We start from the raw sequence: 17753 nt of genomic DNA on the forward strand, positions 1-17753 counted from the left end.
ATGCGCATCTTGCTGGTCAAAACATCGTCGCTGGGAGACGTGCTGCACAACCTGCCGGTGGTCACGGACATTCTGCATCACTTTCCTGAAGCCGAGATCGACTGGGTGGTGGAAGAGAACTTTGCCGAGCTGCCCAAGTTGCATCCTGGCGTGCAACGCGTACTTACCGTGGCGATCCGTCGCTGGCGCAGAGAACGAAAAACTGCGCGAGAAGAGATCCGCCGATCGGTTGCCGCCATCCGTGAGCACGACTACGACTTTGTGATTGACACTCAAGGCCTGTTGAAAAGTGCGCTGGTGATGCGTAACGCCTTTGGCGTGCGCTGTGGCTACAGCTTTCTATCGGCGCGTGAGCCGTTAGCCAGCCTTTTTTATCACAAATGCTTTTCGGTTCCGAAGAAGCAACATGCGGTTGAACGCAACCGCCAATTGGTCGCACAAGCCTTGGGCTACACGCTTGATACACCTGCCGACTACGGCATTCAGCCTCCTGACATTGCGTTGAAATGGCTGAAAGCCAGTACGTATGCCGTGTTGCTGCATGCTACCAGCCGCGCCGACAAGTTATGGGAAGAGGCCAACTGGGTCGAGTTAGGTAAACAACTACAGCGACAGGGAGTGCGTAGCGTCTTGCCGTGGGGTAGCCCGAGCGAACTGGCACGCGCCCAACGACTTGCTGCGGCCATCCCCGCAGCTATCTGCGCTCCGCGCCTAGACTTGGCCGAAGCCGCTACGCTGTTGGGAGGAGCGCAAGCCGTCGTCGGCGTGGACACCGGTTTGGCACACCTTGCCGCCGCCCTTGCTGTGCCTACCGTGGGCATCTACACCGCTACCGATCCGGTATTGACCGGGCTTTACGCGGGGGCGCGTGCTGTCAATCTGGGTGGCAAGGCGCAATCGCCCAGCGTGGAAGCAGTCATGGCGGCGCTGGGGCAAGTGCGTCGTGCCTAGGCTGTATTACAACATCCTGCTCTGGTTGTTGCTGCCGTACATCTTCATCCATTTATTGTGGCGCGGGCGCAAACAACCGGAGTATCGCCAGCGTATCCCAGAACGCTTTGGGCTTTATGAAACGCCCGCTCCCATTCGCCCGGTGCTCTGGCTACACACAGTTTCGGTTGGCGAAACGCGCGCAGCGGTGACGCTGGTACAAGCTTTACAGCGCGATTATCCAAACCATCACATTCTGCTCACCCATACCACGCCCACGGGCATGGCGATGAGCGAACAGTTGTTTGGTGACAGCGTACATCGTGTCTATTTGCCCTATGACTATCCTTTCGCCGTGCAGCGATTTCTGGAGCATTTTCGTCCCAAGTTAGGCGTGCTGCTGGAAACTGAAATCTGGCCAAATCTGATCCACCATTGCCATGAGTGTCGTATTCCCATGTTGTTGCTCAATGCGCGGTTATCCGAGCGTTCTGCGGCCGGCTACGCTCGATTCGGTGGGCTGACGAGCGCAGCTTTGGCGGAGTTGGCCGGTGTGGCGGCACAGACCTTTGATGATGCTACACGCTTGGGCCGACTGGGCGCGCGCGAGGTGTCAGTGATGGGTAATTTGAAATTCGAGATCGTTCCGCCTGACGCTCAGCGTGAACTTGGACATCAACTGCGCGAACTGTTTGGTGCGTCGCGTCGCGTATTCCTCGCGGCGAGCACTCGCGAAGGCGAGGAGGCGCTGCTGCTGGCCGAGCTTGCCAAGCTGACAGAAACCGATCTGCTGACCGTAATCGTGCCGCGGCATCCACAACGGTTCGACGAAGTCGCCGCGTTGATCGAAAGATACGGTCTGCGCTATCAGCGCCGCAGCGCCAATCAGCCCATCGCAGCCGACACCCAAGTGGTGCTGGGTGACAGCATGGGTGAGATGTTCGCTTACTATGAGGCGTGCGATCTGGCCTTCATCGGCGGCAGCCTGCTGGAGTTTGGCGGGCAAAATCTGCTGGAAGCCTGTGCGGTGGGTAAGCCGGTGTTGTTGGGGCTGCACACGTACAATTTTACCCAAGCCGCGCAACAGGCGGTGGCGGCGGGTGCGGCAGAGCGCGTTAAGGATGCGAATCAGTTGCTGGAACGAGTCAACCAGCTACGCGATGACAGCGCTGCGCTTGCCGCGATGGGCGAGCAGGGCAAAGCATTCGTGATCGCCCATCGCGGCGCGACAGCAAAAGCTTTGACACTGATCGCCGAGCTAATCGCCTAATACATCCGCACCCTTGGGTGGGGTGAACTTGAATAGCCCAGGTGCGAGTGTCGGGTTGCGCTTGAGGTTGGAGAAGCGCAGCACGGTAGCGTGGCCGAAGTTGTCATGTAGCTCCATCGCAGCCAGCTCACCCTGAGCGCTGAAGCCCAGAAGGATCACTTCAAAATTGGTTTCTCGGCTCTTGGGCGTGGCCTCGACCCAATCGAGCCCAGCCTGATTGCCAATGTCTTTCAGGCTGAAGCTGCGTTCGATCTCGTTGTTACCCGCGAGCAATGCCGCTGGACTGCTGCCAAGCGCGGCATCCAGTTTTTTCACCGTGACCTGATTCAGGTCGACGTCGTATAGCCAGAATTTAGCGCCATCGCCGACAATGAGTTGCTCATAGGGTTTTTGATACTGCCAGCGGAATTTTCCGGGGCGGACGAACTGCATGATGCCCGAGGCAGACTGAAGCTTCCTGCCGTTCTTGTCCATCACGGTTTGGCTGAAGTCGGCCTGAGCGCTGCGACTTCCTTCCATGAACGCTTTCAGGCGATCAATGCTGCCAGCGTGACTAAGCAGTGGAAGCAGGGAAAACAAGAGGGCGGTAGTTGTGCGCAGCATACTCACTCCGTACGGGTAGGTGCGATCACTTCGCGGTTGCCGTTGCTTTGCATCGGAGTCACCACGCCTGCGCGTTCCATCTGCTCCACTAGGCGGGCGGCGCGGTTGTAGCCGATGCGCAGATGGCGCTGCACCAGAGAAATCGAGGCGCGGCGTGAACTGACCACGATCTCAACCGCTTGATCGTAGAGCGGATCAGCTTCTGCATCGCTTCCACCCTCGCTTACTTCACCACCTTCGCTAGACTCGTCCATCGACGTCAGAATGCCATCGATGTAGTTCGGTTCGGACTGCGCCTTGAGGTGTTCAGCAATACGATGAACCTCCTGATCGGAGACGAAGGCGCCATGTACCCGCGTCGGGTAACCGGTGCCGGGCGATAGATACAGCATGTCGCCCTGCCCGAGCAGCGCTTCTGCGCCCATTTGGTCGAGAATGGTGCGCGAGTCGATCTTGCTGGACACTTGGAAGGCCACGCGCGTTGGCACGTTGGCTTTAATCAGGCCAGTGATGACATCCACCGAAGGGCGCTGGGTGGCTAGCACCAGATGGATACCCGAGGCGCGTGCCTTCTGCGCCAAGCGGGCGATCAACTCCTCGATCTTTTTGCCTACCACCATCATCAGGTCGGCCAGCTCGTCGATGAAGATGACGATGAGCGGCATCTCTTCTAATGCTTCAGGATTGTCCGGCGTGAGCGTGAACGGATTGGTCAGTGGCTGCCCAGCCTTAGCGGCTTCACGCACTTTCTGGTTATAGCCACCGATGTTGCGCACGCCCAGTGCTGACATCAGCTTGTAGCGCTTGTCCATCTCCTGCACGGCCCAGTTGAGCGCAGAAGCGGCTTGGCGCATGTCGGTCACGACCGGTGCCAGTAGGTGCGGAATGCCTTCATAGACTGACAGTTCCAGCATTTTTGGGTCGATCAGGATCAATCGAACTTCCTGTGGCGTGGCTTTGTACAGCAGGCTGAGGATCATGGCGTTGATTGCCACCGACTTGCCTGAGCCGGTTGTGCCTGCCACCAGCGCATGTGGCATCTTGCCCAGATCCGCAACGATAGGGTTGCCAGAAATATCCTTACCCATGGCAATGGTCAGATGCGATGCCATGTCGGCATAGACCTTGGAGCTGAGTATCTCGGATAGCTTAACCACCTGTCGGCGCGGGTTGGGTAGTTCCAGTGCCATGTAAGCCTTGCCGGGGATGGTCTCGACTACGCGGATGCTGATGACTGATAGCGCACGGGCCAAGTCTTTGACCAGATTCATGATCTGGCTTCCCTTTACGCCCACGGCGGGCTCGATCTCGTAGCGAGTGATGACCGGCCCCGGCAACGCAGCCATGACTTTGACCTCGACTCCGAAGTCCATCAGCTTGCGTTCGATCAAACGCGAGGTGAACTCCAGCGTATCTTGCGAGATTGTCTCGGTCTCTTGCGGTGGCGGGTCGAGCAGATGCAGCGGAGGTAAGGCCGAATCAGGCATCTCGGCGAACAACGGGGTTTGCCGTTCCACTGCCATACGGTTGGATTGCGGCACATCGACTATGGCTGGTTCAAACCGAATAGGTTTGTTTTCCTCCACACGCCGCTTCTCTTCAACCACCTCAACCAATCGTTCGCTCGCGGCTTGCTCACCGATACGCTTATCTTGGCGAGTTTGCCAGCGAATACGGGAGTGCATGAAAGTGGTCTCGATCACGCCCCCCAGCCAGTCGGAGAATCGCAGCCAAGATAATCCACTGAACAGGCTAAATCCTACAGCCATTAGTACCAGCAAGATCAGCGTCGAGCCGGTGAAGCCTAGCGACAGCGCCAACGGGTCACCCAACAATGCGCCCAACATCCCTCCTGGCGCTTGCGGTAGCAGTGCTTTTAGACTGTGCAGCCGTAATGATTCCAGTGCGCTGCTGCATAGTAACAGTAAGAAAAATCCTATCAAAGCAACAGAGAGTGCGCGGCGGTCGAACAAACTGTCGGCACGCAGCTGACGGTAACCCGCCCACACTTGTTGTAATAGAAAGACTGTCCACCACCAAGCCGATAGGCCGAACAGCGAAAGTAACACATCCGCCAACCAGGCCCCGATCGTGCCGCCGGGATTGCGTGTCACGCCTACGGTTTCATTGTGCGACCAGGCAGGGTCGGCAGGGTCATATCCGTAGAGAATCAATACCAGATAAACAGCGATAGCGGCCAGCACCAGCCAGCGCGATTCGCGCAACAGCGTCGTCAACTGACTAGGCAAGGAGGATGTTTTACCTGACACATCATTCAGTGCCATGCCAAACTTTCGCTTATTAGGACGGAGGGACGAGAAAAAACTAAGAAGTTCAAAGGTTGGCGCTCACTGCTCTTTAGGTGGGACTAATCCCATGCGCTCAGCTACGCGCATGGCTTCAAAACGACTGCTAATGTGGAGGACCTGATACACGGCAGCAATGTGAATCTTCACCGTACCTTCTGCCAAGCCCATGATTTCTGCAATCTCCTTATTCGACAGACCTCGTCCAAGCAAAGTGAGCGCTTCGTTCTGACGAGTGCTGAGGCCGTGAGCATTTGTCTGTCTGCGCGATCCTACCGGTGTGCTCAGAGGCTGATCATGCGGAAGTGCCACTTGCAACAACTGTGGCGGCAGGTAGATGCCTCCCTCCAATACTAGCCTGAGAGCATTGAGCATAACCTTGCTTGGTGTACTTTTGGAGATGAAGCCTACGGCTCCACTTTCCATGACCCGTTCAATCTCCTCGCGATGATCCAACCCAGAAATCACAACTATGACCGCATCGGGGTAACGGTGATGAAATTGCCGCACGGATGCGGCACCCTCGCTCCCCGGCATGGATAGATCCATCAATACCAAATCGAACTTAGGGCTGACCTCCATGCGGCGTAATGCTTCGGGAAAATTGGCGGCTTCGATGATCTCCACTTCATCGCCGAGTTGCTGCAATACGTAGCGCATTCCATCGCGAAACAGCGCGTGATCGTCTGCGATCAGTATTTTCATGGTTTTCCCCTGATTTTCTAATATCTCAGTGTAATCATACCGCAAGACGCGGAGAGGTGCGTGGTCAACGCGGCCCTTGCACGGATTGGTAGATTACAGCGCGTAAGCGCACTGGGGATAGTGGTTTATGTAACAAGATGGCTTGATTGGATTGAATTTCCCGAAGCGCTTCGCTACCCGTATCGCCAGTAACTACGATAACGGGTAACGACGGCCCCCATAACTCCCGCATTTGTTTGAGTGCGTGGATAGCCGTCACTCCAGCAGGCAGGCGGTAATCACTGAGCAGAACATCTGGGCGCTGCTTCTCTTTTTCGTACTGAGCGATCAATTCATCAGGTAATGCAGCAGCAAACACGATGCAGCCCCATGACTCCAGTAGCGCCTGCGTCGCCTCGCGTATCTCTGCATCATCCTCCAGCAAAGCAACGTGCGTGGCATAAATATCTTCCGCCTCTTCTAAGACCCGATAAGGGAAAGTCTCTCGATCCGCATCACCCAGAGGAACGGTGAAACAAATTGATGTTCCACGCCCTAGCTCTGACTTAACCACCAAATGGTAACCGAGTAGCTTTTCTACGCGGCGCACAATGGAAAGTCCCAGCCCCAATCCCTGTCGACGATCTCGTTGTGAGTTGTTCGATTGAAAATACTCATCAAAGATGCGCGGCAGGTCTTCTTTGCTGATGCCAATACCGGTATCAGCCACGCAGATTTTTACTTTGTCGCCAACCAGATGACACATGACCTCGACCTTGCCTTCGGTGGTATAGCGAATCGCATTCGAGGCCAAGTTGCGAATGATTTGTTCCAGTAGATGCGGATCACTATGAATCACCACTCCGTCAAACTGTTCAGAGAACACCGGAATAGTGAAGGCCAAACCCTGCTCTTGTGCAATGCGATGAAACTCCAGATAAAGGCGATCAAGTAGGTGCTGAAGATTGAAGTGCTGCAGCTGCGGCTGGACCACGCCAGACTCCAAGCGCGAAATGTTGAGCAAGGCACTAAGCATATCGGTCAGCGAATTCACCGAGCTTTCGATTTGCCCAGCCAGCTTTTGCGCAATGGGATCTCGGCCATGGATATGGCTGCTTAACGCATCGCTGAACAGCATCAGGGCCTGCAAAGGTTGGCGTAGATCGTGGCTTGCAGCAGCTAGAAAGCGCGATTTCTCGCGGTTGGCGGTCTCGGCCTTTTCACGCGCTTGTTCGGAAATGATTTGCTCATGTGATAAGTCTTTCAGCAACGCGGTATTTTCGTGGCCGCGCAAGAGCGCTTCGAGTAAACGACGGCTTAATTTATACCCATCGTTGAGCACTGTGATGGAATACAACAACAGCATCGCACCTAGCGCCAAATGAATTTCATCGCCCTCGGCGAAAACTCGCAGAGTGATCGGCGTTAGCACGAGTATTTCCCAGATAATCAGAGCGGGTACGAAAATTGGGTTGATCGTAACTGCGCCTGCTGCGAGTCCAAGTGCGACTGAGATTAGCAGCGCCTGAAAGCCGAGATTGTCGGCAACGAACATCACTACTCCAGCGGCTCCCCACAACCCTCCCAGCAACGTGACAAAGATCACGAAATGGCGTGCCCAGCGTTGACATTGCTCTACCGTGGTTACTTCAGCGCGATGTTGGAATAGGAATAGCCCATCGAGTGCCAACCCCGTGAGCATCAGCGCTAGCCATCCCGACAGAATATGGGTAGCAACGACTCCCCACATCATCCAAACCAAGGCGAGGGCGAGTAATGCCTGACTTACAATCATTACGGGATAGGCATCAAGACGCGTGCGTATCTGATCGGCACGGATCAGCAAGGTGCTTTCATCTATATGGAATCGTAGCTCCTCGACTAAGGTGGGCAGGTTTTTACTGTCCATGATGCTCCCCTCTGCTAGGGTTTCTGGCGAAGTGCCAGCAACAGCTTGATGTCCTGCGCCAGCAAATCGGCCCGTTGCGCATAAGGCGCGAGTAACACTCGGCGACCCGCTGCTTCGATCAGAAAACTTCCTGCGGAATGGTCCAAGGTATAGTTGCCATTACTGCTCGGGCGCTTTTGCCAGATGATGCCAAACGCTTGAGCTGCCTGCTTGATCTCTGCAGCGTTGCCGGTCAGACCTAAGAAGGAGGGATGGAAGGCCGGCACGTAGTCCGCCAGCATCTGTGGTGTATCGCGCTCAGGGTCGAGCGAGACGAATAGAACTTGAACTGACGCGGCATCTTTTCCCAGCTTGCTCATCACCTGCGCCAAGTCGGCCAATGTGGTTGGACACACGTCTGGGCAATGGGTGTAGCCAAAGAACAGAACGACTACTTTGCCGTGATAATCGGCCAGTGAGCGAGGATTGCCTGCCGGGTCGCGTAGGTGGAAATCAGCTTGGGCATATTGGCCGCTCATATCGCTGGCAGCGAAGGGTGACGGTAATTTAGGTTCCTCACATCCAGTCATGGCAATGAATGCTATCAGGGTGAGCGCTAACATTAAGCGGCCAAGATAAGAGCTATGCCGCCACATGGCAACTCCCGCTCCAGCCGTGCACCGCAAAGGTGTAGCCGACTTTCGCTAAGCCGTAAGCACCGAGTCCCGCCACAATCAGTCCTGCCGCCAAGCGCACGCTTGGTGATTGCACCCAGTGCCGTAGCCGCTCCCAGAATAGGCCGATGGCCAGCAGATTGGGCAGTGTGCCGAGCCCGAACGCCATCATGATGGACGCGCCTTGCGTTGCGTCGCCGCTAGCCAGTGCAGTGATGAGCACGCTATACACCAGTCCGCACGGAAGCCAACCCCACAGTGCGCCCAGCGCCAGTGCTCGCGGCACGCTGGTTACCGGCAGCAGCCGTTTGGTGTAAGGCTGGATGCGTTGCCACAGGCCGCTGCCTAGTTTTTCTATGCTGCGCACTGCGCCCGATAGTCCAGCCAGATACAGCCCTAATGCGATCAGCATTAGACTGGATAGGGCGAACAGCAGATGTTGTACCGGTACCTGATCGCGCAAGAGCATTCCTGTTTGCCCGAGCAGGCCGACCAATGCTCCAGCTAGGGTGTAACTAGCGATGCGGCCACTGCTGTAGGCGAGATGGAATGGCCAGCGATTACCACCCGTGGGTAGTTGCGCAGTGAAGATGCCGACCAGACTGCCGCACATGCCGAGACAGTGCACGCCACCTAGCAAGCCGACGAAGAAAACGGCAATGAGGCTGAACTCAATCATTAAGTAAACTCAGATCCAGTGAGCGAGCGGCGATACAAGCGTCAGGTTGCGGTTGATATTCGACCACGCCCAGCAAGGGCGTGGCCAGCCGTTGTTGGATGGCGTCGATGTTCTCCTGTTGCAAGGTCATACCTGATGTCACGCAATTCGCTACCCAGCCTGCACATTTTAGCCCAGAAGCAGCAATGGCATCCGCCGACAGCAGGGCGTGGTTGATGCAGCCCAAGCGTATGCCTACGATCAGAATCACCGGTAGCGCTAATTCGCGAGCCAGGTCGGCGGTATCCTGTTTATCGTTCAGCGGCACGCGAAATCCGCCCACCCCCTCGACAATGACAACGTCCGCCTGTCCGGCAAGTTCGTGGAACGAAGTGGAGATGCGCGCTAATTCGATGCGTACTCCGACGTGCTGTGCCGCCAGATGGGGAGCTGCTGCTGGGTAGAAACTGTAAGGATTGATCTGCCCCGGTGTAGCCGACACATTGCTGGCGGAGCGCAAGGCGAGCACGTCCTCGTTCCTGCCCTCGTCGTCTAGCCCGGCCGCGACCGGCTTCATGCCGACCACACGCTTGCCCTGCGCTGCAAACGCGTGCAACAGCGCGCAAGAGATCATCGTCTTGCCCACGCCCGTGTCAGTGCCGGTAACGAAATAGCTCATAACTTGAACGGGGTCTGGATGATCGCACGCCCGTCAGCCGATTTTTTTGCGGGAACCTTCCAAGCGTGGCCATAGACGATCTCGAAGGTGGCGGGGAGCTTTCCGTCGCGACGGAAGCGCTCGTAGTTAGCCATCACTTGTTGCCAAGCCGCTTTTCCCATGAGGCCGTTGCTGCGCCCAGCGGTGGCATTGTGTGCGCCTATGCTCTTCAGGTCTTGCATCACTGCGCGCATATCCTCGTAGGTCAGCGTCAGCATTTCCATGTCCATCACTGGCTCGGCGAAACCTGCGCCGACCAGCATGTCGCCGATGTCGTGCATGTCGATGAAGCGGCTGACGTGGTTGTGGCTGTCCACATGGGCGAAGGCAGCGCGAAGCTCTTTCAGCGTGTCCGGGCCGAAGGTGGAGAACATCAGCAGTCCATCGACCTTGAGAGTGCGGTGCAACTCAGCGAGCGCGCCCGGTAGGTCGTTGACCCACTGTACGGCAAGGTTAGACCAGACCAACTCCACACTGTTGGCCGCCAGCGGCAGCGCTTCGATGTCCGCGCAAAGATGGTTCTGTTTCGCGCCGCCGAACAGTTTCTTCCACCAGCCCGTGTCGCCACGTGCAGCCTGCAACATGCCGTAGGCGATGTCGAGTGCGACGACCTGTGCGGACGGATAGCGCAGCGACAACTGCCGCGTGCCCCAGCCGGTTCCGCAGCCAGCATCCAGCACGCGGGCCGGTTGTAGTTTCACCAGATCCAGCCGCTCCAGCATCTGGCCGCATACTTCGCGTTGCAACACAGCGGCTGCGTCATACTGGGTGGCTGCGCGGCTGAAGGCACGGCGGACGGCCAATTTGTCGATTTCAAATTCGTTCATGCAGGAAATTCGTCATGTGTTCGATAAAGATGTCCGAGTGCGAGAGAAAGGGCGCATGGGCTGCGCCGTCGATCTCGACCACCTGTGCGTTGGGCATGGATTGCGCCAGATAGTAGGACGCCACGGGTGAGGTGAGTTTGTCGCGCTCGCCAGCGATCGCCAGTGTCGGTTGCAAGATTTCGGGTAGGAGCGGGCGGAGGTCAGCATCGCGCAAAATCTCCAATCCGCTCCGTAATGCGGCGAGATCCGGTTCGCCGTGGGCGAATAGACGGGCGCGTAGTTGCGCCAACAACTCACGTTCTTGTTCGCTGCCGCGTAGCTGTAAGGCGAGGAAACGGCGTAGAGTGGCGGTGTGGTTTTGCTCTAGTTCGGCTGCGAATTTTTGCAAAGTCGCAGCCTCCATGCCGAACAGCCAATCATCACGCTCGGCAAAGCAGGGGGTGCTGCACACCAGCACCATCTGTTTGATCTGCGCCGGATACAGCGCAGCCCAACGTAAAGCGATCTGCCCACCCAGCGACCAGCCACAAACGTTTAGCGCTTCAGGAAATTCTGCGGTGAAGGTGCTGACGATATTGTCCAAGCTGCCATCACCGCCGGTGGGGCTGCGGCCATGTCCCGGCAGATCCACCACCAGTACTTGAAACCTCTCTGCCAAGCGAGGCACGAGGTTGTCCCACACGCCACCGTGCATTCCCCAGCCGTGGATCAGCAGGAGTGGTTCGCCTCTGCCGTGAGTTTCAACATGCAAGCTCATGTAATGCCTCGATCAGTTGGTTCACATCGGCTTCGGTATGCGCGGCCGAAAGTGAGATGCGTAGCCGTGCCGTACCTTGCGGGACGGTGGGCGGGCGGATCGCCGGAACTAGAATGCCGCGCGCGCGCAGTCCATCACTCAATTCTACGGCATCCTGATTGCCACCTACCAACAAAGGCTGGATCGGTGTGGCGGATGACATCAATTTCCACGGAAGCTCGGTTAATCCTGCACGCAGTATTTGGATCAGCTCTTGCAAGCGCTCACGTCGCCAGCCTTCTACTCGAATGATATTGAGACTTTCAAGCAAAGCCACCGAGAGAGCGGGTGAGCTGGCGGTGGTGTAGATGTAGCTGCGCGCTTGGTTCACCAATGTGTCGATAACGACCGGTTCAGCGGCGACGAACGCGCCGGAGATACCCGCCGCTTTGCCCAGCGTGGCCATGTAAATGATGCGTGGGGAGCTCAGCCCAAAGTTTGAGAGCGCACCACGCCCCTGATCGCCCACTACGCCGAAACCGTGAGCATCATCGACCAGTAGCCAAGCGTCGTGCTGCTCACACAGCGCCAATAATTCTGGCAACGGGGCAAGGTCACCGTCCATGCTGAACACGGTATCCGTGATGATTAGTTTGCGCTTGCTTGTGCTCTTCTCCAGCAACAGCGCTAGGTGTTCGACATCGTTGTGGCGGTAGCGCTGCACCTCGGCGCGCGATAGCAGCATGGCGTCGTTGAGCGAAGCGTGGTTGAGTTTGTCGGCAAACACGCCATCGTCGCGTCCGACCAACGCCTGCACTACGCCAAGGTTGGCGAGGTAGCCGGTAGAGAACAGCAGAGCTTCCGGCTTGCCAACGAATTTCGCTAGGGCGACTTCAAGTTCGTGGTGCGGGGAGAAGTGGCCGCTGACCAAGTGCGAAGCGCCCGAACCGACACCCCACTCCGCTGCCCCGCGTTGCATGGCGGCAGTCAGGCGCGGGTCACTGGCCAAGCCTAGGTAATCGTTACTGCAAAAGGAGAGGTAGGGCTTGCCGTCCGCCAAAAGATGGACGTCCTGAGGCGAGTCCAGCAGACGGCGGCGGCGCAGCAGGCCTTGTTCGGTGCGGGTTTCGAGCTCTAGGTTTAGTGGAGTGAATGGCATACGCTGTTGAGTTGCGCGGCACGGCCGACAACTCGATCTGCATCAATGATCTTCCGAGTAAGCGTACATACCCAACTTATCAAGCAGGGCGCGGTCACGCTCTACATCAGGATTGCCAGTAGTGAGCAGTTGCTCGCCGTAGAAGATAGAATTCGCGCCGGCGAGGAAGCACAGTGTCTGCACGGCATCGCTCATTTGCTGACGACCGGCGGACAAGCGTACACGCGCTTTTGGCATGGTGATGCGCGCGACGGCGATGGTGCGGACGAAGTCCAGCGGGTCGAGGTCTTGCTGGTTGGCCAGTGCCGTGCCTTCCACCTTGACTAGATGGTTGATCGGCACGCTTTCGGGATAGGGCTGCATATTGGCCAGTTGGGCGATCAGGCCGGCGCGCTCGGTAAGACTCTCGCCCATGCCGACGATACCCCCGCTACAGACGTTCATCCCCGCGCTGCGCACCCGCTCTAGGGTGTCGAGCCGATCTTGATAGTCGCGGGTGCTAATGATGCTGCCGTAAAATTCGGGCGAGGTATCGAGGTTGTGGTTGTAGTAGTCCAGCCCGGCACCCTTCAAGCGCTGGGCCTGAGATTCGGTCAGCATTCCCAGTGTGGCGCAGGTCTCCATGCCCAAGCCGCGCACGGCTTTGATCATATCGACCACGCTGTCGAGGTCGGCCTCGGTCGGCTCACGCCAAGCTGCGCCCATGCAGAAGCGGTCAGCGCCGCACGCTTTCGCGGCTTCGGCAGCCTTGACCACTGCCGCCACGTCCAACATTCGCTGGTTCTCCACGCCGCTCTTGTGGAACGCGGACTGTGGGCAGTAGCCGCAGTCCTCGGAGCAGCCGCCGGTCTTGATCGACAGCAAGGTGGAAAGTTGTACCGCGTTCGGATCGAAGTGGGCGCGATGTACCTGTTGTGCGTGATAGAGCAGGTCGCTGAAAGGCAAATTAAACAGTGCCTCGACTTCGGCGACCGGCCAGTGGTGCGTGCTTTCGGGGGTGTCGCCGTGCTGGGAAAAATGTGGGTTGAGTGTGTTCATCGTTGAGCTTGAAGGTAGAATCGGAGCAAGGCAGCATCATCCTCGAAGGGGTTTACCTTGTCAATTTTGAGCGCAGCATTGCTGAACATTCGCCTTGAAATGGAGCGGATTTTGCCAGATCATCCCTGTTTGCTGTGTGGAGCCCCCAGCCGCCAACGCGCTTGGTGCGATGCTTGCGATGTGGCCTTGCCCTATCTATCTCCCGCCCATTGCCCGCAATGTGCGTTGCCTACCCACGACAGCGCGGTGTGTGGTCATTGTTTGCAGCGCCCGCCACAATTTGAGCGTACTGTTGCTGCGTTCGCTTACAGCTTTCCCGTGGACAAGTTGGTGCAAGCGCTCAAGTTCAACGAGCAATTGACCTTGGCGCGCAGCCTAGCCGAGTCGATGCTGCCGCTTATCAAGGCACATCCGAGCTGCATTATTCCTATGCCCTTACATCCAGCGCGGCTGCGGGAGCGCGGCTTCAATCAGTCATTAGAGCTGTCGCGGTATCTCGCCCGCCACTTGGATATTCCGCTATTGCCAACCGTCACCCAGCGCGTACGCGACACTTCGCCGCAATCTGGCTTGCCGTGGAAAGAGCGCAAGAAGAACCTCAAACAGGCATTTGCCTGCGGCAGCGAAGTGGCGGGCCTACATGTCGCCATCGTGGACGATGTGATGACCACCGGCGCGTCGCTCAATGAGTTGGCAAAGACACTAAAAGCGGCGGGGGCGTGCGAGGTGAGCGCGTGGGTGGTGGCGCGGACCTTGCCGCATTCGAGGTAGAATCGTCGCTCCTTTAGATCGTGCCTGTACCGATGTTCCACGTCATTCTGTTCCAGCCTGAGATTCCGCCCAACACCGGTAATGTCATTCGTTTGTGCGCCAACACCGGCGCGCAATTGCACCTAATTCGCCCGTTGGGTTTTGCACTGGACGATAAGCAGCTCAAACGCGCCGGTCTGGATTACCACGAGTACGCCACGCTGAAAGTCCACGACGATCTTGCTGCCTGCCTGCGAACCCTGCCGGATGCGCGCGTGTTCGCCTTCACCACCAAGGGCTCACAGCCCTACCACTCCGTGAGCTTTCAACCCAGCGACGCTTTCCTGTTCGGTCCAGAAAGCCGTGGCCTGCCGGAAGAGGTGCGCGCTTCACTCCCGCCCGAACAGCGCTTGCGCTTGCCCATGCTGCCGGATAACCGCAGCCTCAACCTCTCCAACACCGTTGCTATTGCAGTTTATGAAGCTTGGCGGCAGTGTGAATTTGCGAATGCAGTTTAATCTGCTTCAAGCAGTCGTTGGATCACTGCGCCCGCCAAGGTGTAGCCGAACAATGGCGGCATGTAACTGATGGTGCCGTTCACGGCGCGCGGGCGACCGCTGCCATCGACGGGTTGCGGCGGTAGCGGGTCGCTGGGGGATTCATTGGAGAACACGGTGATGATGCCCCGGCGGATATTGTGATGGCGCAACAGACGTTTGCGCAGTTGGCGTGCTAGCGGGCAGACTTCGGTCTTGCTGATGTCAGCCGTCTTGATGTATGTCGGATCGAGGCGGTTACCTGCCCCCATACTGGACGCGACCTTGAGCCCGCGCTTGAAGCTTTCTGCCACCAGCGCCTCTTTGCAGGCCAGCGAATCGATGCAGTCCACTACGTAATCCGCGTCGGCGGGCACCAGTTCATTGACGTTCTCCGTGTTCAGAAAGACACTCAGCACCGTGACCTGACAGTCCGGGTTAATGTCAGCAATACGGGCGCGCATTAACTCAGCCTTGGACTGGCCGACGGTGGAAAGCAGCGCAGGCAGTTGGCGATTGATATTGCTGACGGCAATCACATCGTGGTCGAGCAAGGTCAGTCGCCCAATGCCAGCACGCGCCAGAGCCTCGGTGCAGTAGGAGCCGACACCGCCCATTCCGGCGACGAACACATGTTTATTGGCGAGCTTGGTGATGCCGGAGTCTCCGACAAGAATGTGAGTCCGTTCAAATTGGGGAGGGGTGGCGGACATGAGAACTCCTAGTGGATGGGTGAAGGTAGTCGGCACCGAAGGATATTCAATTTACTGCGGGTTGTGAATGTGAAACAAGGAATTTAAGCCTTAAGTCCAATAGTGGGGCTCGCGTAGCTTCTATACAATCATCCAAACACCCTCGCAAAATAATAATATGTGAGTTGTACTTATAGGGGAGCCGAGGAGTATGCAGCAGAGTTTGGAGAGAACTGCAATCGTGGTGGATGCTGATTCCGCAACGTACAAGGCACTTTCTCGCTTCGCTTGGCGCCAACAATTTTCCGTCGAAACATTCAACAATCACTCGGAATTCATCGAATGGATGGCGAGTCAGAGTGCCAATCCGACAATCATAAAGCGGGCGTGCTGTTTAGTGATTGAGGTACAAGTACTGAGGTTGATCAACGAAAATTCGTTTCCAAACGCTGTCCGTGACATACCCAAGATTTACATCGGGGTGCCGAATTTTTCTTGTGAGTTGTCCAAGCTGGCAAGGATGGGCTTCTACAGCTTTATCGAGAAGCCTTGCACAGTTGGTCAGCTCGGTGCGGGTGTGATGTCCGCATTTGACTACCACGAGAAACTATTGAGTGGTGCTGCGCATATCACCGAGCGGATCACCTGCCTGAGTAAGCGCGAGCGTGAGGTTGGGTCGCTGGTGGTGAGGGGGCTGACCAATCAGGAGATCGCGGCGGAACTGGGCATCTCGATCAAAACGGTCAAAGCGCATCGCGCTAGAGTGATGGAGAAAACGAATTCTGACTCGTTGGTGGACTTGGTAAGGTGTTTTGATAGCTTTTCGCAATTAAGTATCAGGGGTGAGTAGTCGGCCCAGCGTCTGCTGAGCATGCTCAAAATTTGGTGAAGATTATGGATTTCCAAGCGTTTCCTACCGTTGGTTCAATTGCGCAAAGAACCTTGTTGCGAGGTGATTTGGATCTGACCGTTATGGTCGCAGCCAAGCTGATGAGCGAGCAAAAAGTTAGCTCCATTGCCATTGAACACGGCGGAAAAAAACACATCTTTTCCATGGAGGATTTGCTTGAATTTGTCCATGCTGGCGGCGACCTTAATACGCCGCTGCATGAAACACCTATCCATATGATCGACTGTCTGTCCGAGGCGGAGCGGGTGCTGGTCGCCTTTGAGTTGATGGAACGGGCTGGTCGGCGTCACTTGGGCGTGACCGATCAAGCAGGCAACCTAGTCGGCATCGTGACCTACAGCGACATTCTGCACTCGATCGACCCATCGGTACTAATGGAGCGAAAGACGGTAGGGGACATCGTCGCTCGATCCGCTCCCGTTATGTTCACGGCGGACTGGATATTGGAAGATGTGGCTCATCACATCAAGAAGCAAGAAGACTCCATCATCGTCGTCGAATCGGGTCGAGCGGTTGGCATCATTACCGCGCAAGACATCTTTGGCTTGGTCACGTCGGGGGCGGCCATGGATCAGTCACTTGCCTATTACATGACTAGTCCGGTAATTACCACACCGGTTAATTTCTCCATCAGCAATGCGCTGTTGCAACTGCGTGAGTTCAACATCAAGCGAGCAATTGTGGTGGATGAGCAGGATCGAGTAGTCGGCGTGCTCAAGCAAAGTGAACTGGTTGGGTTCGCCTACGGCTCTTGGGTGAATCTGATTAAGAGTCATACTGCCGAGCTGCATGAGCTGGTCGAGATTTTGGAGCAGCGCACGCGTAGCCTCGAGAAATTGACGGTGACCGACGTGCTGACGGGCTTGGGTAATCGCCGGATGTTGCATTTGCGTATGCTCGAAGAGATCGAGCGGATGCGGCGTTATGGAGGCGATGCATTTTCGCTGGTCATTCTCGACATTGACCGCTTTAAGCTCATTAACGATAAGCACGGCCACTTGATTGGTGATGAAATACTCAAAGTCATCGCCGGTATCATGGAGAGTTTGGTGCGGAAAACTGATACTGCAGTACGTTGGGGTGGTGAGGAGTTCGCTGTGCTGCTGGCAAATACTAAGTTAGTGGATGCTACGCTCTTTGCCAACAGGCTGCGGGAAATGGTTGAGCATCTCAGCTATCAGGATGATGTATCGGTTTCGATCAGCGCCGGTGTGGGTGAATATTCGGTCAATGAAGATGAGTCATCCTTTTTTCAGCGTGTCGATCGTGCGCTGTACCGTGCAAAGGCTCAAGGGCGAAACCTGGTTGAGGTGGATGCAGGTATGGAATCCTGACGTCTGTTAAGCATTGGTGATGGCTTTTTCCGACAATAGA

18 protein-coding genes are annotated in these 17753 nt (G+C 56.6%); 6 read left to right on the top strand and 12 right to left on the bottom strand.

What is annotated here, in order from left to right; translation table 11 throughout:
- Both waaC and waaA read left to right on the top strand, forming a co-directional pair.
- Positions 1–951, top strand: a complete 951-nt coding sequence (gene waaC, locus OYT1_RS00150; RefSeq protein ID WP_062627248.1) for a lipopolysaccharide heptosyltransferase I — start codon at positions 1–3, stop codon at positions 949–951.
- A complete protein-coding gene (gene waaA / locus OYT1_RS00155; protein WP_331838571.1) occupies positions 869–2200 on the top strand; it encodes a lipid IV(A) 3-deoxy-D-manno-octulosonic acid transferase in 1332 nt (443 codons plus the stop codon). The genes waaC and waaA overlap by 83 nt, the downstream gene beginning before the upstream one ends.
- Here waaA and lolA read toward each other — a convergent pair.
- The 11 genes from lolA to bioB form a co-directional block, all read right to left on the bottom strand.
- Entirely contained in the window at positions 2189–2803 is a 615-nt protein-coding gene (gene lolA, locus OYT1_RS00160) for an outer membrane lipoprotein chaperone LolA (protein ID WP_062627246.1), read from the bottom strand. The two genes, waaA and lolA, sit on opposite strands and share 12 nt — an antisense overlap.
- A gap of 2 nt (positions 2804–2805) precedes the next feature.
- On the bottom strand, positions 2806–5088 hold the full coding sequence (locus OYT1_RS00165; protein WP_062627245.1) for a DNA translocase FtsK: 2283 nt from the start codon (positions 5086–5088) through the stop codon (positions 2806–2808).
- 63 nt (positions 5089–5151) lie between these two features.
- A complete protein-coding gene (locus OYT1_RS00170) occupies positions 5152–5814 on the bottom strand; it encodes a response regulator transcription factor (RefSeq protein ID WP_062627244.1) in 663 nt (220 codons plus the stop codon).
- A 64-nt stretch (positions 5815–5878) separates the two neighbouring features.
- Complete coding sequence (locus tag OYT1_RS00175; protein ID WP_062627243.1) at positions 5879–7702, bottom strand: hybrid sensor histidine kinase/response regulator; 1824 nt, start codon at positions 7700–7702, stop codon at positions 5879–5881.
- Positions 7703–7716: 14 nt separating this feature from the next.
- Complete coding sequence (locus OYT1_RS00180) at positions 7717–8271, bottom strand: SCO family protein (protein ID WP_232013197.1); 555 nt, start codon at positions 8269–8271, stop codon at positions 7717–7719.
- A 52-nt stretch (positions 8272–8323) separates the two neighbouring features.
- The gene (locus OYT1_RS00185) at positions 8324–9034 is read right to left on the bottom strand and encodes a sulfite exporter TauE/SafE family protein (RefSeq protein WP_062627241.1); all 711 of its coding nucleotides are present in this window, start codon (positions 9032–9034) and stop codon (positions 8324–8326) included.
- Positions 9027–9692, bottom strand: coding sequence for a dethiobiotin synthase (bioD, locus tag OYT1_RS00190; protein ID WP_062627240.1), 666 nt, complete (start codon positions 9690–9692; stop codon positions 9027–9029). Before bioD ends, OYT1_RS00185 begins: the two co-directional genes overlap by 8 nt.
- Positions 9689–10558 carry a malonyl-ACP O-methyltransferase BioC gene (gene bioC / locus OYT1_RS00195; RefSeq protein WP_062627239.1) on the bottom strand — a complete coding sequence of 290 codons (870 nt, stop codon included), beginning with the start codon at positions 10556–10558 and terminating at the stop codon, positions 9689–9691. The genes bioD and bioC overlap by 4 nt, the downstream gene beginning before the upstream one ends.
- On the bottom strand, positions 10545–11315 hold the full coding sequence (bioH, locus tag OYT1_RS00200; protein WP_084612039.1) for a pimeloyl-ACP methyl ester esterase BioH: 771 nt from the start codon (positions 11313–11315) through the stop codon (positions 10545–10547). The genes bioC and bioH overlap by 14 nt, the downstream gene beginning before the upstream one ends.
- Positions 11299–12453 (bottom strand): 8-amino-7-oxononanoate synthase, encoded by a 1155-nt coding sequence (gene bioF / locus OYT1_RS00205; protein WP_062627237.1) that lies wholly within the window; start codon positions 12451–12453, stop codon positions 11299–11301. Before bioF ends, bioH begins: the two co-directional genes overlap by 17 nt.
- Positions 12454–12495: 42 nt before the next feature.
- Complete coding sequence (bioB, locus tag OYT1_RS00210) at positions 12496–13491, bottom strand: biotin synthase BioB (protein ID WP_062627236.1); 996 nt, start codon at positions 13489–13491, stop codon at positions 12496–12498.
- Between the two features lie 57 nt (positions 13492–13548).
- On the opposite strand from bioB, the gene OYT1_RS00215 reads away from it, so the two are divergent.
- Positions 13549–14262: a ComF family protein gene (locus OYT1_RS00215; RefSeq protein ID WP_232013198.1), complete on the top strand. Its 714-nt coding sequence runs from the start codon at positions 13549–13551 to the stop codon at positions 14260–14262.
- Positions 14263–14294: 32 nt separating this feature from the next.
- The gene (trmL, locus tag OYT1_RS00220) at positions 14295–14759 is read left to right on the top strand and encodes a tRNA (uridine(34)/cytosine(34)/5-carboxymethylaminomethyluridine(34)-2'-O)-methyltransferase TrmL (protein ID WP_062627234.1); all 465 of its coding nucleotides are present in this window, start codon (positions 14295–14297) and stop codon (positions 14757–14759) included.
- Here trmL and OYT1_RS00225 read toward each other — a convergent pair.
- Positions 14756–15490 (bottom strand): tRNA threonylcarbamoyladenosine dehydratase, encoded by a 735-nt coding sequence (locus OYT1_RS00225; protein WP_062627233.1) that lies wholly within the window; start codon positions 15488–15490, stop codon positions 14756–14758. The two genes, trmL and OYT1_RS00225, sit on opposite strands and share 4 nt — an antisense overlap.
- 460 nt (positions 15491–15950) lie before the next feature.
- On the opposite strand from OYT1_RS00225, the gene OYT1_RS13505 reads away from it, so the two are divergent.
- Both OYT1_RS13505 and OYT1_RS00235 read left to right on the top strand, forming a co-directional pair.
- The gene (locus tag OYT1_RS13505; RefSeq protein ID WP_232013199.1) at positions 15951–16319 is read left to right on the top strand and encodes a response regulator transcription factor; all 369 of its coding nucleotides are present in this window, start codon (positions 15951–15953) and stop codon (positions 16317–16319) included.
- A 107-nt stretch (positions 16320–16426) separates the two neighbouring features.
- Positions 16427–17713: a GGDEF domain-containing protein gene (locus OYT1_RS00235; protein ID WP_172588484.1), complete on the top strand. Its 1287-nt coding sequence runs from the start codon at positions 16427–16429 to the stop codon at positions 17711–17713.
- The last annotated feature ends 40 nt before the right edge of the window (positions 17714–17753 follow it).

This window comes from Ferriphaselus amnicola, assembly GCF_000974685.2.
GTDB classification, from domain to species: Bacteria; Pseudomonadota; Gammaproteobacteria; order Burkholderiales; family Gallionellaceae; genus Ferriphaselus; species Ferriphaselus amnicola.

What these genes read in the sequence shown, in the direction of transcription:
- OYT1_RS00175 (WP_062627243.1), bottom strand. Translation starts at nt 7,702, where the DNA reads ATGGACAGTAAAAACCTGCCCACCTTAGTCGAGGAGCTACGATTCCAT.
- bioB (WP_062627236.1), bottom strand. Translation starts at nt 13,491, where the DNA reads ATGAACACACTCAACCCACATTTTTCCCAGCACGGCGACACCCCCGAA.
- bioC (WP_062627239.1), bottom strand. Translation starts at nt 10,558, where the DNA reads ATGAACGAATTTGAAATCGACAAATTGGCCGTCCGCCGTGCCTTCAGC.
- bioH (WP_084612039.1), bottom strand. Translation starts at nt 11,315, where the DNA reads ATGAGCTTGCATGTTGAAACTCACGGCAGAGGCGAACCACTCCTGCTG.
- OYT1_RS00170 (WP_062627244.1), bottom strand. Translation starts at nt 5,814, where the DNA reads ATGAAAATACTGATCGCAGACGATCACGCGCTGTTTCGCGATGGAATG.
- lolA (WP_062627246.1), bottom strand. Translation starts at nt 2,803, where the DNA reads ATGCTGCGCACAACTACCGCCCTCTTGTTTTCCCTGCTTCCACTGCTT.
- waaC (WP_062627248.1), top strand. Translation starts at nt 1, where the DNA reads ATGCGCATCTTGCTGGTCAAAACATCGTCGCTGGGAGACGTGCTGCAC.
- OYT1_RS00180 (WP_232013197.1), bottom strand. Translation starts at nt 8,271, where the DNA reads ATGACTGGATGTGAGGAACCTAAATTACCGTCACCCTTCGCTGCCAGC.
- bioF (WP_062627237.1), bottom strand. Translation starts at nt 12,453, where the DNA reads ATGCCATTCACTCCACTAAACCTAGAGCTCGAAACCCGCACCGAACAA.
- OYT1_RS00225 (WP_062627233.1), bottom strand. Translation starts at nt 15,490, where the DNA reads ATGTCCGCCACCCCTCCCCAATTTGAACGGACTCACATTCTTGTCGGA.
- OYT1_RS00185 (WP_062627241.1), bottom strand. Translation starts at nt 9,034, where the DNA reads ATGATTGAGTTCAGCCTCATTGCCGTTTTCTTCGTCGGCTTGCTAGGT.
- bioD (WP_062627240.1), bottom strand. Translation starts at nt 9,692, where the DNA reads ATGAGCTATTTCGTTACCGGCACTGACACGGGCGTGGGCAAGACGATG.
- trmL (WP_062627234.1), top strand. Translation starts at nt 14,295, where the DNA reads ATGTTCCACGTCATTCTGTTCCAGCCTGAGATTCCGCCCAACACCGGT.
- OYT1_RS00165 (WP_062627245.1), bottom strand. Translation starts at nt 5,088, where the DNA reads ATGGCACTGAATGATGTGTCAGGTAAAACATCCTCCTTGCCTAGTCAG.